Source organism: Methanococcoides alaskense, assembly GCF_027594145.1.
In the GTDB taxonomy this organism is placed as follows: Archaea; Halobacteriota; Methanosarcinia; order Methanosarcinales; family Methanosarcinaceae; genus Methanococcoides; species Methanococcoides alaskense.
Genome location: NZ_JAQFFK010000001.1, coordinates 474,887 through 494,778, shown reverse-complemented (window position 1 = coordinate 494,778; position 19,892 = coordinate 474,887). Strand labels below are relative to the sequence as shown.

The window sequence follows — 19,892 nt, the reverse complement described above, 5'->3', positions numbered from 1 at the left end:
ATGTTCCAATCGCCTTCTTTATAACTAAAGTATACTTTTATTGACGAATGGATTATGTCGGTTATTTCATTTATTCATTTATCACATTATTTGTTATTGTAAGCCCTATTACCGGAGCAATCACATTTATAACGCTAACCAATGGCCTGAGCTTAAGTGAAAAGAACGTAATTGCAAAAAAATCAGTTACATTGGCATTTTTCATTTCCTTATTTTTCATTTTCACAGGAACCATTATCCTAGATGTTCTTGGGATAAGTCTTGATTCAGTAAAAGTTGCTGGCGGACTATTACTTTTAATGGTAGCTTTTGATATGATGCATGCCAAGATATCAAGACAAAGCATTACCGATAAAGAGATAGATGCATCCTATGAACGTGATGATATCTGGATATTTCCAATTGCAATGCCTATCCTGGCAGGTCCTGCCACCATAACAACAGCCATAATTCTTACAGAAACTGCTGAAGTGGTTCAGCAAAAAATGCTCATCGTACTCGCAGCAGTAATAACATATTCAATAGCCATGGTAACATTTCTCTTTTCCAGGAGAATACACAAAAAAATGGGATATAATGGGATGCTGGTACTTACCAGGCTATTCGGTCTGTTCCTGGGTGCAATTTCAGTAGATATGATCGCCAGCGGCATTTGGGGACTTTATGTGAGCATGGCCTCATTGCCAGTTTGAATATTCCCCCTATCTATTTTAGTTTTCTTCAAAGGATCCCTACATCTTAAAACATACCGTTTTGGTGTCGCTTTCAAGATGAGATACAGCATTTATCAGATCCATAATATCGATGGAACCTATTCATTTTGATCGAATCCGAGCTGTACAGTGACTAATACTGAGTGTTATGCAGGAAGATATTGAATATTGAAAGGCATTTGATCGAGCACATGTGGTGAGTTTAATTAGGAGACCATAATGCTTCCATATAAGCGTAAATGGTTGAATACGTTTGAATTAGAATGAAAACGGAATATACGGCTTTGCAACCCCAACTGCATATTTATTTACATTGGTTTTGATCAAGAATAATGCCCACAGGAAAACATGCACAATGAACTGAAAGAGTCCCCATTGGAAGTAAATTACCTGATCACTAAAAGGATTCCAAATACACCTACAGAACGCTTTAATCCATCCAATCGAACCGGTGACAATTCGTGTTCGAAATTAATAAGCACACAATGATTAAAAAGAAGAACTGCAAGAAATAATATTTTCAAAAGGAACAATCCCAATATTCCATATTCAGACATTGTCTGCATTAAAAAAATATTACCTTCATATCCATATGGCAGTGCAAATACAGTTGTGACACAGACTCCGATAATATAAATAGTACAATATATCGGATATCCCAAAAAAAAGTAGATGATCTTACGTGTCCATACATAACTAACAAAATAAAGTTAGAGCGGACTATATATAATTATATGTATTTGCATATATAATAATCATAATTGTCATTATGAGTATTGAATACCCTCTCGTAAAGCTCGAAAAACAAAAAGGAAGTGTTGTGGGCTCGATGAGATTCGAAGTAATTATCTTCGCTGTTTAAAGGCTCCCAATAGCTATTTCGGAACAAAATTATTATTACGAAACCAGATCAACATGTCAATCTCAACGATTTTTGGATAAAACATAAAGAAGAAGTCAATACGCGGTCACATCTCAGGAATATCACCGCACCAAGAAAGTAAAAAGAGTTTTTATGATAGCACTCATATAAATAAAAAAAGAGTAGTAAGGATAGATGCCCTTACTTCATTTATTCATCTTCATCTTTCCTTCTCTTCCAAATGATGATGAACAAAATACCCAGTATTCCTGCGATCACAGGAATAAACCACATCGAACTTTTTATCCGGCTTTCTACAACTTCATCTGTATGATCTACATCTGCTATAGCTTCCTCATCCACAGGGAATTCCACTGCCATTTCAAATGGCAATGCTGCCACTGAGAATTCAGAGAATCCAGGTGTCATCACTGTGAAGTAGTAATATCCCCCATCTTCTGAAGAAGAAACAACATCAAGTACTTCCCAAACGGTTGAATTATCGCCGCAATGGGTCGCGATGGTTGTGGTCAGGTCAAGCTCGTTCTGCTCATACCATGCAAATGGGACACGAATGTGTACCAAAGCACTTTCAGTACTTCCGGGACTGTTGGTATCGATGGTGAAGAAACCATAGGTCTGTGCACCATTACCAATGAGCAACGTTACATCGGATGAATTTTCCTAGGAGGAGGAGGAACTTTGCGTTATAATCACTCCCATGTCATCGACATTATTTTTCATATCGATGTCCAGTCCTGTGACCATACAGTCCCCTACATCTACATATTCTGTTGTACTGACCTTTACCGTATCGCCTGCCTGAACGCTTCCGACATTTACTGCTTTTGTACCTTCGGAGACAGAGCCGCATGGTTCATTATCTCCCTCCGGGTTTTCCAAAGGTTCATCGGAGTAATAGTTGAAACCACCGCTACCGCCACTACCTCCACCAGTGGATTTTTTAATATCTGTGGTGAAAGTGCCGATCTTAGATGAATTATTGAATCCGAACATATCGTAGCTTTCGACCTTGTAGTAATACAATGTATTTTGCCCGAGGTTATCGAGTGTGATTCTATGGTCCACTATAAATAATGTTTTTGAAACATTCATGGTTAGATTTGCATCCAGTCCATAGTAAACTGTTGAGTTTGCATTCTCGTTCGTATCCCATGTAATAATTGCAGAATTATCAGATAGGGATGCTACGCCTACATTGGTTATTTCCATATCAATAGCATCGATACCATACATCTTCGTATCTGTCATCACAATATTCCCTGCAAGGTCTTCAACGCTCACATTCAGGTAGTAAATTCCTGATGGCAATGATGTGAAGTTCATTGACATGTCATTTCCTGAATAAGATGTGGAATTGAACAGGCCTGTACTGTTGTACAGATAAAATGTGATGTTTGCTATTCCGAGATTGTCTGATGCTGTGACATTACCAAATATCCAGTCCTGTGAATGATTACCAATTTCCAGTGTGGAGGCATCAAATGTTATTTCAGGATCATTAATATCCAGCAGTATCCCACGTGTCTCGGTGTAATTGATATTGCCTGCAAAGTCCCAAACACTTGCATTCATCTGATAGGAACCATCAGCAAGTGAGGTAAAGTTGTAGGAATGAGGAGATACTCCTGAAGTACTGGAACCGACCAGACCACTTGAATTGTACAGGTAGATAGCAGAGCTGTTGATCCAGGAATCACTGAAACTGAGGTTACCAAGGATCCAGTCCTGACTGAAATTACCTGATGGAGTTCCTACGCCATGATCGATTGCTGGTTCAGCAGTATCCAGTAGTATGTGTCTGGTCTCCGTTTTGTTCACATTGCCTGCAAAGTCCCAAACGCTTGCATTCATCTGATAGGAACCATCAGCAAGTGAGGTAAAGTTGTAGGAATGAGGAGATACTCCTGAAGTACTGGAACCGACCAACCCACTTGAATTGTACAGGTAGATAGCAGAGCTGTTGATCCAGAAATCACTGAAACTGAGGTTACCAAGGATCCAGTCCTGACTGAAATTACCTGCATCCGTAGTCTCATCATTGAAATCTATAACCGGCATTGTGGAATCCAGTGTAATAGTCAATGTTGAAGTGGTGTTGACATTTCCTGCAAGATCCTCTACTGTAGAGTTCAGGTAGTAGGTACCATCAGAAAGACCTGTGAAATTAGAGGTCAGACTGTTACTAACTTCTGTGGTATTGGAATCTACCAATCCACTGTTGTTGTACAGTGATATCGTCAGATGGCTAACTCCATAACTGTCCATTGCAGTCACATTACCAAGGATCCAGTCCTGACTAAAGTTGCCTGATGGAGTTCCTACGCCATGATCGATTGATGGTTCAGCAGTATCCAGTAGTATCCCTCGTGTCTCGGTGTAATTGATATTACCTGCAAAGTCCCAAACACTTGCATTCATCTGATAGGAACCATCAGCAAGTGAGGTAAAGTTGTAGGAATGAGGAGATACTCCTGAAGTACTGGAACCGACCAACCCACTTGAATTGTACAGGTAGATAGCAGAGCTGTTGATCCAGGAATCACTGAAACTGAGGTTACCAAGGATCCAGTCCTGACTGAAATTACCTGATGGAGTTCCTACGCCATGATCGATTGCTGGTTCAGCAGTATCCAGTAGTATGTGTCTGGTCTCCGTTTTGTTAACATTGCCTGCAAAGTCCCAAACGCTTGCATTCATCTGATAGGAACCATCAGCAAGTGAGGTGAAGTTGTAGGAATGAGGTGATACTCCTGAAGTACTGGAACCGACCAGACCACTTGAATTGTACAGGTAGATAGCAGAGCTGTTAATCCAGGAATCACTGAAACTGAGGTTACCAAGAATCCAAAACTGACTGAAATTACCTGCATCCGTAGTCTCATCATTGAAGTCTATAACTGGCATTGTGGAATCCAGTGTAATAGCCAATGTTGAAGTGGTGTTGACATTTCCTGCAAGATCCTCTACTGTAGAGTTCAGGTAGTAGGTATCATCAGAAAGACCTGTGAAATTATAGACAAGACTGTTACTAACTTCTGTAGCGTTAGACTCTACCAATCCACTGTTGTTGTAAAGTGATATCGTCAGACTGCTAAGACCATAACTGTCTATTGCAGTTACATTACCAAATATCCAATCCTGACTAAAGTTGCCTGATGGAGTTCCTACGCCATGATCGATTGATGGTTCAGCAGTATCCAGCAGTATCCCTCGTGTCTCGGTGTAATTGATATTACCTGCAAAGTCCCAAACACTTGCATTCATCTGATAGGAACCATCAGCAAGTGAGGTGAAGTTGTAGGAATGAGGTGATACTCCTGAAGTACTGGAACCGACCAACCCACTTGAATTGTACAGGTAGATAGCAGAGCTGTTGATCCAGGAATCACTGAAACTAAGGTTACCAAGGATCCAGTCCTGACTGAAATTACCTGCATCTGTTGCACCATCATTGAAGTCTATCACTGGCATTGTGGAATCCAGTGTAATAGTCAATGTTGAAGTGGTGTTGACATTTCCTGCAAGATCCTCTACTGTAGAGTTCAGGTAGTAGGTACCATCAGAAAGACCTATGAAATTATAGGTCAGACTGTTACTAACTTCTGTGGTATTGGAATCTACCAATCCACTAATGTTGTACAGTGATATCGTCAGACTGCTAAGACCATAACTGTCCATTGCGGTTACATTACCAAGGATCCAGTCCTGACTAAAGTTGCCTGATGGAGTTCCTACGCCATGATCGATTGATGGTTCAGCAGTATCCAGTAGTATGTGTCTGGTCTCCGTTTTGTTCACATTGCCTGCAAAGTCCCAAACACTTGCATTCATCTGATAGGAACCATCAGCAAGTGAGGTAAAGTTGTAGGAATGAGGTGATACTCCTGAAGTACTGGAACCGACCAGACCACTTGAATTGTACAGGTAGATAGCAGAGCTGTTGATCCAGGAATCACTGAAACTGAGGTTACCAAGAATCCAAAACTGACTGAAATTACCTGCATCCGTAGTCTCATCATTGAAGTCTATAACTGGCATTGTGGAATCCAGTGTAATAGCCAATGTTGAAGTGGTGTTGACATTTCCTGCAAGATCCTCTACTGTAGAGTTCAGGTAGTAGGTATCATCAGAAAGACCTGTGAAATTATAGACAAGACTGTTACTAACTTCTGTAGCGTTAGACTCTACCAATCCACTGTTGTTGTAAAGTGATATCGTCAGACTGCTAAGACCATAACTGTCTATTGCAGTTACATTACCAAAGATCCAGTCCTGACTAAAGTTGCCTGATGGAGTTCCTACGCCATGATCGATTGATGGTTCAGCAGTATCCAGTAGTATCCCTCGTGTCTCGGTGTAATTGATATTACCTGCAAAGTCCCAAACACTTGCATTCATCTGATAGGAACCATCAGCAAGTGAGGTAAAGTTGTAGGAATGAGGTGATACTCCTGAAGTACTGGAACCGACCAGACCACTTGAATTGTACAGGTAGATAGCAGAGCTGTTGATCCAGGCATCACTGAAAATGAGGTTACCAAGAATCCAGTCCTGACTGAAATTACCTGCATCCGTAGTCTCATCATTGAAATCTATCACTGGCATTGTGGTATCCAGTATAATAGTCAATGTTGAAGTGGTGTTGATATTTCCTGCAAGATCCTCTACTGTAGAGTTCAGGTAGTAGGTACCATCAGAAAGACCTGTGAAATTAGAGGTCAGACTGTTACTAACTTCTGTGGTATTGGAATCTACCAATCCACTGTTGTTGTACAGTGATATCGTCAGATGGCTAACTCCATAACTGTCCATTGCAGTCACATTACCAAGGATCCAGTCCTGACTAAAGTTGCCTGATGGAGTTCCTACACCATGATCGATTGATGGTTCAGCAGTATCCAGCAGTATCCCTCGTGTCTCGGTGTAATTGATATTACCTGCAAAGTCCCAAACACTTGCATTCATCTGATAGGAACCATCAGCAAGTGAGGTAAAGTTGTAGGAATGAGGTGATACTCCTGAAGTACTGGAACCGACCAACCCACTTGAATTGTACAGGTCGATAGCAGAGCTGTTGATCCAGGAATCACTGAAACTGAGGTTACCAAGAATCCAGTCCTGACTGAAATTACCTGCATCCGTAGTCTCATCATTGAAGGATATGAAAGGGACAGTGTTGTCTATTGTTATCTCAATCACATTGTCCGCAGAGAGAAGTTCAGTTGATTCATTCTCGCATGCTTTCCAGGTAATATTGTAGTTACCATCTGTAAACTGAGTGCTGACAATTACAACAGAAAGGTTGCCCTGGAAGAGACCATCATAGGAAAGAACTTCACCTGTGGTATTGCTTAAACTAAAATTGGAAATGTAAACATCACCATTGTTGTCAGTAATAGATGCATTCACGTAGAAACTACCAGAGATATTGGCATCCGGCTCAGGTGCAATGATAGCCACCATGGGTGCTGTATTGATGGAGGTTATATCGAATTCACTTATCTCAAAACCAGCAAAGTTCTCGTCTATTTGTACGAGGCTCTCACCATCTTCCACTGTGACCCAGAGGTTGAAGTTGTATGATTCGCCTTGTGTCAGACCATCAGTAGTGAAGTAGATGTAGGAGTTACCAATATCGGTGTTTGAATTCAGATACCTTTCTTTCTTTGAATAAACTGCAGGCACTTCAGTACAGTCAATGAAATAGGTAGGTGTTTGTTTTTCAGATTCTGAACTGAAAGAACTGGTCATTGAGAGGAAATATCCACTGCCATTGTACAAGGTAACATTCTTGGTTGCCAGGAGATGGGTTCCTGATAAAAGAGTGATGTCTGAAGTAGTATCAGTGGAATCGTTTGAAACTGAGAAACTGCTAATTTCACTACCATTTGCATCTTTCAGATCGAAATCGAGAATTGTTCCATCAACATCAGTATCAACAGAATTGCTTTGTGAGAAGATACTGTAATTTGCAGCTGTGGTCTCATTTGAATCTACAACGATACCGGCGACCGAACCCACATCATCGCTATTCTCCATATACCTTGCCCATGATGGGGACGCTATAGCAGAGTTCATTTCTTTATAGTAGTACTGAAGAGATGCTTCCTGTATTGATTCCAGAGTGAACTTTCCAATCACAAATGTTCCGGACTCAACTGTTTTGTTAACAGACCAGTTGAAAGAATCACTAAATGTAGAAGATGAATGAGTATAATCAACCTCTGTAAGCTGCTTCCTTACCATATTCCCTTCTGCTGTGGTGAACTTTACAAGGCTTATATCAATATCATTGACCCCTACAGCACCGTTTCCAGTCCTGCGGAACTCGTATATAATGGTGTGGGTACCAGATGATGCAATCGAAATACTGACAGGTTTTGTACCTGTGGACCCTTCATCGTAACTACGCCTATCTTTGCTGAGAGTCCTCATTTTCTCTTCAAGCACACTATCCCCATCGACGAGTACATTGACCCATACATCATTGTTCTTTGCACCTGTAAGCTTCACAATGTTCATGGTGCTCATCAGTGTAAGATTGACATCCGACGTAGATGTGTTGAACTCCACATTGATGCCTTCAACATAGGTCGAGCTGGCGAAATCGAAGTCGATAGTGTTGAGTGGAACTGCGAGAAGGGAGGTTTTTGGCTCTGCAGTAACAACTTCTGCGGGATTGCTCAAAAGGCATGGATAACCACCATTATTAGCACTTGCGATAGCCCATAAAGAAGTGAAATCCCAACCAACATATGTAGCCTGAAGATTCATTTCAGCCGTCGTATTACCTGTACCGCCTGCACTTGTACTTAAACCAGAGGTTTCAGTATCCCAGTGACTTTTGGTAACCGAATCATAATTTTGCCCAATAAGACCGCCTACATTTGCACCATTACCAACTACGCTGCCGGTGGAATAACTAGAATCAACGGGACCAGCGTTTTCTCCAACAAGCCCTCCGGCTCTGCTGTCAGTTCCACCCCCAACAACGCTGCTGGTTGAATAACTCTGAGTAACAGAACCATAATAGTTCCATCCAACGAGACCACCTATATCTACAAACCCAGTAACACTGCCGGTAGAATAGCTCTGGTCAACAGAACCCTCACTATAACCAGTAAGACCACCTACATAATAGGTATTGCTGGTCACATTACCAGTGGAATAACTTTGATTGAGAGAACCTATATTAGCTCCAACAAGGCTACCTGCATAATAACCAGTAACATTCACATTACCGGTAGAATAGCTATCATTAATAGAATTTTGATTTAATCCAACAAGACCACCTGTACACACACCACTATTTATTACGTTGCTGGTGGAATAACTTTGAGTAACGGAACCTTCATTCCATCCAACAAGACCACCTACATAATCAACAGTACCAGTTACATTACCGGTAGAATAACTCTGATCAACATATCCAAAATAAATATTTCCAACAAGGCCACCCACCCTATCGAAAGTACCAGATACATCACCAAGGGCATAACTCAGAGTGATATTCCCCTGAATTCCACCAGCAAGGCCACCTACATCATTTTTACCAGTAATATTGATATCTGTTAACCCAACATTATTAATTTCCGAACCAACATCAATCCATCCAAAAAGTCCAACAAATTCTGTAGTTGGTCTATTAATGTACAGTCCAGTAATCTCATGATCCTGCCCCTCAAAATTACCTGTGAATTTGTTTGTATAATTGCCAATTGGCTTAAATCCCGCACCCGAGTTCCAGCCGCTAGTGACACTGGCATCAATATCGTTGATCAGAATGTAATTGGCTGATGGGCCAGAATTCATGTTCTGAAGTTGCTCAACTGTTGATATCTGATAGGGGTCCCCGGCAGTACCATCTCCGCCTGCAAATGGAGTTGCATTTGCGGGAAAGGACATCGACATAGCAATTAATAACAATAATGAACAAAAAGCGATTCGTTTTATATTTATATTTATTTTTTCCATAGTATTCCCTTATAATTTGTTATATATCTGCATAAATATTATATATGTAAGATTATAGCAGACCATATATATTTATTTAACCTTTTTTAATTCCTGTTGATAGGAGATAGAAAAATCAAGGATTTGATATAAAATATACAAAATAATACCAGCTTCGACTACAAGCTACAGATTTTGATTCCCGAATTTATGGATACAAAAAACTTGGTGACCTAGTTGAGGCAATTAAATTATTTGAAATTGATAAACGTTCGTCAGATAACTCGGGGAATAATTTTTAAAGATATTTTAAAGATAATCGAAATAAGAATAAACACAAGTGATGAGATATCTGAAATCAGCTATAATGAGATTTGAACATGTTCAAAAAGAGTCTCATTCAGGCGAGTATGCACAATACTTGAGTTATACAAAACAAAATATCACTATTTCGTTCTCAATCTTCGACTTCATCGTTCTCTAGGAAAGAAAAGAATGTGTATCTACTAGGTGGGTACAGGAAGTGCCATATTGACTTCAAGAATACCTAAACATCACCTGTACCACTTAGGTGTGATCCAGCTACTACTGGCAGTGCACATCTTGCTGGTGAAACCGCTCACATCTTTGAAATCGATAACAACGGCAAACCTTTGTTTGTGATATCTTTAGACGAAGACTTTGATAGCAATATAAAAGTTATACAACAAAACACCAATTCTAACACTGAATACAGATTAAACTACCTTGAATCTCGCATAGAATCACTAGAAAAATCACTTTTCGAAAATCAAAACCAAAGCTCTTCAACTCGAAAACCAAAAGAATAGAAGTGTGGTGGGCCCGATGAGATTCGAACTCATGATCCTCGCCGTGTAAAGGCGATGTCATAACCAACTAGACCACGGGCCCATTTGTGCAATTAACACATCATTCTCCCTTCGCATGTAAGCAGTAAAGGGGACGTGCAACTCCTTAATGTCATTAGCAGTATATAATCTTTTCGTGAACAAGCAGGGATGCGCATAAATTAATCCCAACGATTAATAAATAGTAGAGTATTATGATGAAATATGACAGATGACAAGGGAACAGATGAGATAAGCACTCTGAGCAAGCAGATAGAAGAATTCAAGGTAGATCTCAACTACAATTCAAAGATGGGGCAGCTCGCTATCTGGATGCCTGAGGGAGGACATGAGATGAGGGTTGTCGCAAAGGATAAGGACAATTCCCTTGAATGTGTTTTTGTCGAGATGCACCATAATGTTGAAGAGGGTAGAGAGGCCTATGACAAACTTGACGATGCCCAGAAGATAAAGGACCTGTTCACCAGAACGGGCTTTGGGAAGATCTGCAAATAAATCTCAACTTAATATCTTAAATCACAACCGATCACTACTACAGATTAACTTATTAGCTATATTTTAATTAAATTCAAAAGTCAACGAGGGAGTATCTCATATGCGGATAGGAGTTTACATCTGTCACTGCGGACTAAATATCGCAAGTGTCATAAACATGGATGCACTACACGAAAAAGTAGAACAGATGAAGGGTGTCGAACTTGTCAAGGACATACAGTTCATGTGTTCCGATGTCGGACAGGATGCGCTTATGGACGATATTGAAGAGCACGACATCGACAGGGTACTCGTTGCCGCATGTACTCCAAAGCTTCACGAGAACACGTTCAAGAAAGTGTTGGAACGGGCGGGACTTAATACATATCTTCTTGAAATCGTAAACATCAGGGAGCAGTGCTCATGGGTACACATGGACCATCATGACATGGCAACCCAGAAAGCCTTCGACCTCATCAAAATGGGAGTTGCCAAGCTCAGCCTCTTTGAACCATTGCAGATAAGAAAGACAAAAGCGAACAAGGACGTTCTCGTCATAGGTGGCGGTGTCGCCGGGATAGAAGCTGCCCTCACGCTGGCGGATTCCGGCACTCATGTCTATATGGTCGAAAAGGAGCCTACCATTGGCGGCAAAATGGCATTGCTCAATGAAGTGTTCCCCACTAATGACTGTTCCATATGCGTCCTCGCACCAAAGATGACCGATGTGCAGAACCATCCGAACATCGACCTTTTCACCTACTCCGATATCAAAGACATCTCAGGATCAGTTGGCAACTTCACAGTAAAGGGCGTTCAAAATCCAAGATATGTAATTATCGACAACTGCAAAGGCTGTATCGATGAATGTTCAAGGGTATGCCCCGTGGACATCTCCAACCCCTTCGACAGCGGTCTGGGGAAAACAAAGGCCATCAACATGCCCATACCGCAGGCCATACCCCAAACAGCATTTATCAACAGCGATTACTGTGTGGGTTGTGGGCTTTGCAAACAGGCCTGCCCTGCAGATGCAATTGACTTTAACATGAAAGCAGAAAAATTCACCTTCACCGTGGGAGCGGTCATAGTCGCAACCGGTTATCAGGGATTCGATGCAAAACGCAAAGAAGAGTACGGCTATGGAGTGTTCCCCGATGTCCTCACCAACATGGAACTGGAAAGATTGCTCAATGCTTCCGGTCCAACCCGTGGAAAAGTGGTCGTGCCCTCGACAAAGGAGACCCCTACAAAAGTCGCATTCATACAATGTGTAGGCTCAAGGGACGAGACCGTTGGAAATCCTTACTGTTCACGCGTCTGCTGCATGTCCTCCATGAAGAACGCACAGATGATCAAAGAGCGCTATCCTGACTCCGAGGTCACCATTCACTATATCGACATACGTGCCGCCGGTGAAATGTACGAAGAATACTACGTCCGTTCACAGATGATGGGGATCGACTTCATTCGCGGAAAAGTAGCAGAGATACAGATAGACACACACGGACAAATGTTACTGAGGTATGAGAATACCCTCGAATGCGCTGTCTGTGAAGAGAACTATGACCTTGTGATACTCGCAACCGGAATGGAACCCAGCAACTCAACTGAACCCATAGCCAGAACATTGAACCTCACAAAACGAACTGACAGGTTCCTTTCCATCGCACACCCGAAGATGCGACCTGTGGATGCACACATAAATGGAGTGTTCATCGCCGGCTGTGCCTCAGGACCAAAAGAGATACAGGTATCCATTGCACAGGGAAGTGCCTCTGCAGCACGTTCCACACGCCTGCTTGCAAGAGGTGAACTCGAGAACGACCCTTTCAGTGCACACGTGGATACAGAAAAATGTATCGGATGCCGTATTTGTGAAGACACCTGTAATTTCAACACCATCAGGGTCATTGATGGAAAAGCAGTTGTAGATGAGATCTCATGCCAGACCTGTGGCTCCTGCAGTGCCTCGTGTCCGGTAGATGCCATCGACATGCCACACAGCACCGATGCCCAGATAAAAGCACAGATAAGGGCAGCCCTTGAAGTAAAGGACGAATTCCCGCTCATCATCGCCTTCCTTTGCAACTGGTGCAGTTACGCATCAGCTGACCTTGCAGGAACATCAAGGATACAATACCCCACCAACGTGAGGATAATCAAAGTGATGTGTGCAGGTCGTGTTGATCCCGACTTCGTACTGGAGGCATTGCAGGGAGGTGCTGACGGTGTCATCGTTGCAGGATGCCGTCTTGATGAATGCCATTACATCATTGGGAACTATGATGCAAAGCACAGGATGGACAATCTCAAGGAAGTACTGGAAGAGATCGGACTCGACCAGAGAAGACTTCGTGTCGAGTGGATATCAGCCGCCGAAGGCGAGAGGTTTGCAAAGACCATAGAGGATTACGTGGATGAGCTGACAGAACTCGGACCGGTGGGTTCAGAGCTTCCAGGAGGAGATACGGATGAGTGATGAAGAAAAGTCCATGACCGTTTCAAAGGAAATGGACATCGAAGGAACTCATGTACTCTACAAACTGATATCCGACAGGTCCTCAAAGACACTCGATTATGATTACAAACGCTGTGTTGGTTGTGGTATCTGCGTAAGGATATGTCCCACCAAGGCCCTTGAACTTGGGCCGATGAAAGAGATAGCAACAGGCCTTGATGCACCGCCGGTGATGATGGACCTTGAGAAATGTACATTCTGTTCGATGTGTGTAAACTTCTGTCCGGTGAACGCACTGGAGATGAGAAGCGAGGGGGACTTTCCTAAAGAGGACCAATATCCACGCCTGGAACAGTTCGTCAGAATGAACGAGAAGTGTGTACCATGCTCGCTTTGTGAAGCAACTTGTCCCGAAGATGCCATCGAGCTGGAATATACATTCCCGAAGAAAGAGGATATCGCACCTCTGAAAGAAAATGCGGAAGGCGAAATAGAGATAGATACCGATAAATGTAATCTCTGCGGGATATGTGCTCGTTTCTGTGATGCGTTCCTGATGCTCGAAAAGGACCCGACAGCAACCGACCCCATGCCTTTTGAACAACTTATAATAGATGAGGACAACTGTGATTATTGTACGCTCTGCCAGGATATCTGTCCCGAGGATGCTATCAAGGTCAAAGGGGAGAAGCCATGTGAAGCCCCTGAAGTATCAGGAAAGGTCACTGTGGATGATGCTAAATGTACCCGTTGTGGCTGGTGTGATGTTGTATGTCCCTATGATGCAGTGGACATGCTCAAACCCTTCGAAGGTGAGCTTATGCTTGTCGAGAGCCACATCCAAAAATGCGATGCGCAAGGCTGTCATGCCTGCTTCAACATCTGCCCGTCCCATCTGTGGTACGTGCCTGATGACGGAAAGAACATCGCGGCTGTAGATGAACTGTGTACCTACTGTGGAGCATGCATTAATGCATGCCCTGAAGATGTTATGAAGGTCTTCCGCACAAAAGTAAACCATACAGAGATCCCTGAAAGTCCCTGGGCAAATGAATGGAAAGATGCAATCGGTTCCCTGTTGACAGAGGAAAGAAAACACCCTGACCTCTCAAGGACCATTGAGGTCGAGAACGAGCCCATGAAGGAGCATGTGGACATCGAGTTCCCCGAGGTCGATAAAAAGATGATGGAAGCGGTCTCGATAAAAATGAAGCTCGCAAAGGATGCTCTTAGTGACCCCAGGACCAGAAGGACACTTAATAAAGGGGAAGGCGATGACATTCACAAGGCTATGAAGAAAATGAAGGATAAAGGGAAACTCTAATCCTTAACTTTATTGTCGAAACAATACTTTTATAACGCCTTACACGTTTTGTTGTCTAGATTATTACATCATTATTACATTGTTATTACATGATCATTGGTGATACTTTTATGAGCAGAAAGATCGACTACCGTGAACTTGGCTTAAAATGCGGACTTGAAATTCATCAGCAACTTGACTCTAAGGAAAAAATGTTCTGTAAATGCCCCACTACGATCCGCAACACGGATGAGTCGAACTTTGAGTTCTTCCGTTATTTGAGACCGACTGCAAGCGAGATGGGTGAGACAGACAAAGCAGCACTTGAGCAGACAAAGGTTAACAGGAAATACATTTACAAGGCCTACGATACCACATGTCTTATTGAAAATGATGAGGAACCGCCAAGGAAACTGAACAAAGAAGTACTTGATATTGCCCTGTCCATCTCAAAACTCCTGCACATGGTACCAGTGGAACAACTCCACATGATGAGGAAGATAGTTGTGGATGGGTCGAACACGTCCGGATTCCAGAGGACAGCATTCCTGGCAAATGGCGGGAATCTGGATACTTCCGAAGGTACGGTGGGCATCGATGTGATCTGTGTAGAAGAAGAAGCTGCACAGAAGATAGAAGATGCTGGCGATTCCATCATTTATTCACTTGACCGACTTGGTATCCCTCTTGTAGAGATAGCCACCAATCCAGACATAATCTCCCCTTCCCACGCCAGAGAAACTGCAGCTAAGATTGGCATGCTACTTCGTTCCACAGGAAAGGTCAAGAGAGGAATTGGAACCATCAGACAGGATGTTAACATCTCCATTGCAGAAGGAGCAAGGGTAGAGATCAAAGGTGTGCAGGCACTCGACCTCATCGAGACAATCGTGGAAAGAGAAGTTGAAAGACAGGCCAACCTTCTCGAGATATGCAGGTCCCTCAATGAAAGGAAGGCCAGTGTTCATGATGAGATCTTCGATGTGACCGAACTCTTCAAAGGCACAGAGTCGAAGGTCATCAAGAGAAGCATCAAGAAAGGGAAGGTATTTGCTGTTCTATTGCCTGGTTTTGCCGGACATGTCGGAATGGAAGTACAGCCAGGAAGACGTCTTGGCACTGAGTTCTCCGACCGTGCAAAAACATCCGGTGTCGGAGGCATATTCCATACCGATGAACTGCCCAACTACGGCATTACTGAGGACGAGGTCACAGCACTGCGCGAATTCGTTGGTGCCGGTGAAAATGATGCAGTTATAATGGTGGCAGATAAAGAAAAGCGTGCAAGGGGTGCAATGGAGAGCGTACTTATCCGTGCCGCTGAGGCACTTGAATTCATTCCCGAAGAGACCCGGAAGGGATTACCTGACGGAAACAGCGCTTATATGAGACCACTCCCAGGTGCTTCAAGGATGTATCCTGAAACGGATGTACCGCAGGTGGAGATAAGCAGGGAATATTTCGAGTCTATCCCTGTACCAGAACTGCTTACTGAGAGAGCAAAACGTTTCAGCAAGGAATATGGACTTAACGAAGAGCTTGCGGAAAAGATCGTATATTCACAAGACCTGCCGCTGTTCGAAGAACTAATCGCCAAATTCAGTGGTGACAAGATAATTACAGCTACTCTGATCGTTCGCACGATCACAGGCACGGTTTCCGAGCTTAAACGTGATGGTGTTGATGTCGAGAAGATCACAGATGAACACTTTAAACAGATGTTCGAGGTCATAGCTTCAGGAGAAGTTGCTAAAGAGGCAATTGAGAAGATTCTCCGCCATGTTGCTCAAAAGCCGAATACAATTGTAAGGGATTCACTGGAAGAGCTTGGACTGACAGGCAGTGATACCGCCGAGATCGAAGCATTCATTGAAAAGCTTGTGGAAGAAAGAAAAGATTTCATTACTGAAAAGGGTGCAGGAGCAGTCGGACCACTCATGGGACTCGTCATGGGAGAATTCCGCGGTAAAGTGGACGGCAAGGTTCTCAGCGAACTATTGAAACAAAAGATTAATGAATTCCTTAATACATAATATCACTATGGTGAAGTGTATATACAATCAAAGAAATTTGATTATCATATCTGCAGTGATACTTTTTGTGGTATTATTGTCACTTCCTCTTGCAGGAGCGATCACCGTAACTGATCAGTACCAGCTTACCGAAGGTACCAATCAGGTAGCTCCTGCATGGAGCCCTAATGGCGATAGGATAGTATATTCTTCTGAGCAGACCATCTGGACAATGAATGCCGATGGTACGGATAAGAAAGAGACATATGACAGTATCGTCTGGGATGGCGAACCTATTTACAGTACCGATGGCAAGCACCTTTATTTTGCATCGGAGCATGTCAACCCATACACCCCTAAATTCATCGGTATCCATGTCATAGACATTGACGGAATGAAACGCACACAGATCACTAAAAATGCTGATATGAGAGCACCAGCTGTGAGTCCTGACGGAAAACAGCTCGCTTATCTTTCAAAACTTTCCGGTAACTACGATATCTGGGTAATGGATATCGATGGAAGCAATCAAACGCAGATAACAGACTCTAATATCGATGAAGGTGTACCTGCCTGGACTCCTGATGGAGAACAGATAGTATATTCACTTGAAGGAAATATCTGGAAAGTCGACACAGGATCGAAGGTTCCGTCCATTCTGAAAGAGAACTACTATAATAGCTACGATCCCGTATTCAATCCTGAAGGAACTATGGTAGCTTTTGTTTTAGAAACGAATGGTGCAAAGGATATCTACGTGATGAACGCTGATGGAAAAAGAACGAAGCAACTTACTTTTTCAGGTTCGGATGAGATGGACCCTGCATGGAGTCCTGATGGGAAAAGTATAGCATATTCGTCAAATAAAGCTGGTGAGTTCAATATATGGAAAATGGAACTTTTAATGACCGAGCAAACCATTCCTCACGAACCTGAATATATCGAAGAGGGAGACATAGTAGAGGAAAAAAATCCCATCATTGAAAAACTGGAAGACTTTGGAAGATCATCACCATTAAGACTAATTATTCTGGCTTTTATTCTGGCTGTCACAATAGTTATCATGATCACTATGTATTTCCTGAAAAGGTTTTGAGGACAACTCATTTCATTCTGTGATTAATGCCCTCGTTGATGTTTATTAGTATTGATACACAACTTTAGCAGATATGCCTAAATAGTGTTTTAATTCGTTTGGAGATAACTACAGGACAAAAACACAAGTACATTTATATACTGACAGTTTCTTTACGAAGCTCTGCTAACATTAACAAGATATGTCTAAAGGATGTATCTAATGGAATTAGAGAACAATACCATAGATCACTTTAAAGGACCAGTTCCAAGTGATCTAAAGCAGGTTTTGTAGCAATCGTAGTACTTCCAATTGTCTTTGTAATGGCTCCTGGATTGAAAACGTTGATAGGCTTTTATAAGACTATGATTGGATGTATGCTTGTTTTTCATTGATAATTCAAAGTATTTCATTTCACATGAATATTCACAAGTTTTCACCATCCGGATCTACGTTTTTCGTAAAATTCCATCCAATTTATGTAATTGGCTCTTCAATTTTGAAAGTTGGTGGAAATTACAGGTACATAGTAATTTTAAAAATGGGATAATTATGGCATTTATAGAAAAATTAAATAACGATAAAGTAAATTTCAAAAACGAGGTCCTATCCGGACTGACGGTTTCATTGGCCCTGGTGCCTGAAGCCGTAGCTTTCTCAATTATAGCGAATGTCAGTCCATTGGTCGGACTATACTCTGCATTCATCATTGGATTAATAACCGCAATATTCGGTGGCAGACCGGGAATGATCTCGGGTGCTACAGGCGCAATAGCAGTTGTAGTTGTGGCTCTGGTTCTCCAACATGGAGTTGAGTATCTTTTTGCTGCTGTAGTTCTAATGGGAATCATTCAAATGACCATTGGAGCCTTAAAACTGGGTAAATTCATTCGGCTTGTACCCCATGCAGTAATGTTCGGATTCGTGAATGGACTGGCTATCGTGATCTTCATGGCACAGCTTGCCCAGTTCAAGGTCGCTGACATCAATGGAATAGAGCACTGGTTAGGTGGACAGGCACTTCTGGTCATGTTAGGCTTTGTAGGATTGACCATGGCCATCATCTATTTGTTGCCACGGTTCACAAAGGCAGTTCCTGCTTCACTGGCTGCGATCATAGTTGTTTCGACCATTGTGATCTATTTCCAGATCCAGACAAGAACTGTTGGAGATATTGCATCCATTGCAGGCGGATTTCCAGAGTTCCATTTACCAAGTGTACCACTGAACTTGGAGACCATAAAGATCATTTTCCCCTATTCACTCATAATGGCGTTGGTAGGATTGATCGAAAGTCTGTTGACACTAACAGTTATCGATGAGATGACCGAGACCAGAAGCCGGGGAAATAAAGAAAGTGTTGCACAGGGTGTTGCCAATCTCGTTTGCGGGTTCTTTGGAGGCATGGGCGGCTGTGCAATGATCGGACAGAGTCTCATCAACATAAATTCAGGTGCAAGGAACAGGATATCAGGTATAGTTGCAGCCGTGGGTCTGTTGCTTTTCGTGTTAGTAGGTTCAACTCTTATCGAAAAGATACCAATGGCAGCATTGGTCGGTGTGATGTTCGTGGTTGCCATAGGAACATTTGAATGGGCATCATTAAAGATATTCAGAAAAGTGCCCATAACAGATTTCTTGGTTATGTTGGTCGTTGCAGGTATAACCGTGATCTACCACAATCTTGCAGCAGCAGTGATCGCAGGAGTCATCATTTCTGCATTGGCCTTTGCCTGGGAAAATGCCAAACTTGTGCGTGCGAGAGAAATAGTCGATGACAATGGGATCAAGCATTACGAATTCTTTGGCCCGCTGTTCTTTGGTTCAGTTGCTGAGTTCCAAAGTAAGTTCGATGTGCTGAACGATCCCGACGAGATAATCATCGATCTTAAAGAATCAAGGGTTGTTGACCATTCTGCCATCGAAGCATTGAACAAGATCACTGAACGCTACGCCAAGGTTGGCAAAACGGTCCATCTGAGACATTTGAGCGAAGATTGCAGGGTACTGTTGGACAATGCATCTGCCATAATTGACGTCAATCACTGGGAAGATCCGAATTATAAAGTGCCTTCCGATATACTGGGATAAGAAGTGGTGGGTAGACTGAGTTTACCCACACTATACTAAAGTTAAATTCAAATTT

General features: G+C 42.5%; 9 protein-coding genes, 1 tRNA gene and 1 pseudogene. 8 read left to right on the top strand and 3 right to left on the bottom strand.

The window, feature by feature from the left end:
• Positions 1 to 47: 47 nt before the first annotated feature.
• A complete protein-coding gene (locus PBV53_RS02340; protein WP_270095566.1) occupies positions 48 to 692 on the top strand; it encodes a MarC family protein in 645 nt (214 codons plus the stop codon).
• A 1,093-nt stretch (positions 693 to 1,785) separates the two neighbouring features.
• On the opposite strand, the gene PBV53_RS02335 is transcribed toward PBV53_RS02340, so the two are convergent.
• On the bottom strand, positions 1,786 to 2,238 hold the full coding sequence (locus PBV53_RS02335) for a PGF-pre-PGF domain-containing protein (protein WP_270095565.1): 453 nt from the start codon (positions 2,236 to 2,238) through the stop codon (positions 1,786 to 1,788).
• Positions 2,239 to 2,259: 21 nt separating this feature from the next.
• On the bottom strand, positions 2,260 to 9,504 hold the full coding sequence (locus PBV53_RS02330) for an Ig-like domain repeat protein (RefSeq protein ID WP_270095564.1): 7,245 nt from the start codon (positions 9,502 to 9,504) through the stop codon (positions 2,260 to 2,262).
• A gap of 239 nt (positions 9,505 to 9,743) precedes the next feature.
• Between PBV53_RS02330 and PBV53_RS02325 the strand changes: the two are divergent.
• Positions 9,744 to 9,854 (top strand): annotated as a pseudogene (locus PBV53_RS02325) (OST-HTH/LOTUS domain-containing protein); the annotation flags it as partial.
• 533 nt (positions 9,855 to 10,387) lie between these two features.
• Here the strand turns inward: PBV53_RS02325 and PBV53_RS02320 are convergent.
• Positions 10,388 to 10,464: transfer RNA gene (locus PBV53_RS02320), tRNA-Val, on the bottom strand.
• Positions 10,465 to 10,625: 161 nt separating this feature from the next.
• On the opposite strand from PBV53_RS02320, the gene PBV53_RS02315 reads away from it, so the two are divergent.
• From PBV53_RS02315 to PBV53_RS02290, 6 genes are all read left to right on the top strand, one after another.
• On the top strand, positions 10,626 to 10,916 hold the full coding sequence (locus PBV53_RS02315; protein ID WP_270095563.1) for a hypothetical protein: 291 nt from the start codon (positions 10,626 to 10,628) through the stop codon (positions 10,914 to 10,916).
• Between the two features lie 100 nt (positions 10,917 to 11,016).
• The gene (gene hdrA2 / locus PBV53_RS02310) at positions 11,017 to 13,377 is read left to right on the top strand and encodes a CoB-CoM heterodisulfide reductase HdrA2 (RefSeq protein WP_270095562.1); all 2,361 of its coding nucleotides are present in this window, start codon (positions 11,017 to 11,019) and stop codon (positions 13,375 to 13,377) included.
• The gene (locus PBV53_RS02305) at positions 13,370 to 14,680 is read left to right on the top strand and encodes a 4Fe-4S binding protein (protein ID WP_270095561.1); all 1,311 of its coding nucleotides are present in this window, start codon (positions 13,370 to 13,372) and stop codon (positions 14,678 to 14,680) included. The genes hdrA2 and PBV53_RS02305 overlap by 8 nt, the downstream gene beginning before the upstream one ends.
• Before the next feature lie 110 nt (positions 14,681 to 14,790).
• Positions 14,791 to 16,692, top strand: a complete 1,902-nt coding sequence (gene gatE, locus PBV53_RS02300) for a Glu-tRNA(Gln) amidotransferase subunit GatE (protein WP_270095560.1) — start codon at positions 14,791 to 14,793, stop codon at positions 16,690 to 16,692.
• A 67-nt stretch (positions 16,693 to 16,759) separates the two neighbouring features.
• Positions 16,760 to 17,767, top strand: a complete 1,008-nt coding sequence (locus tag PBV53_RS02295) for a TolB family protein (RefSeq protein ID WP_270095559.1) — start codon at positions 16,760 to 16,762, stop codon at positions 17,765 to 17,767.
• A gap of 531 nt (positions 17,768 to 18,298) precedes the next feature.
• Positions 18,299 to 19,837, top strand: coding sequence for a SulP family inorganic anion transporter (locus PBV53_RS02290; protein ID WP_270095558.1), 1,539 nt, complete (start codon positions 18,299 to 18,301; stop codon positions 19,835 to 19,837).
• The last annotated feature ends 55 nt before the right edge of the window (positions 19,838 to 19,892 follow it).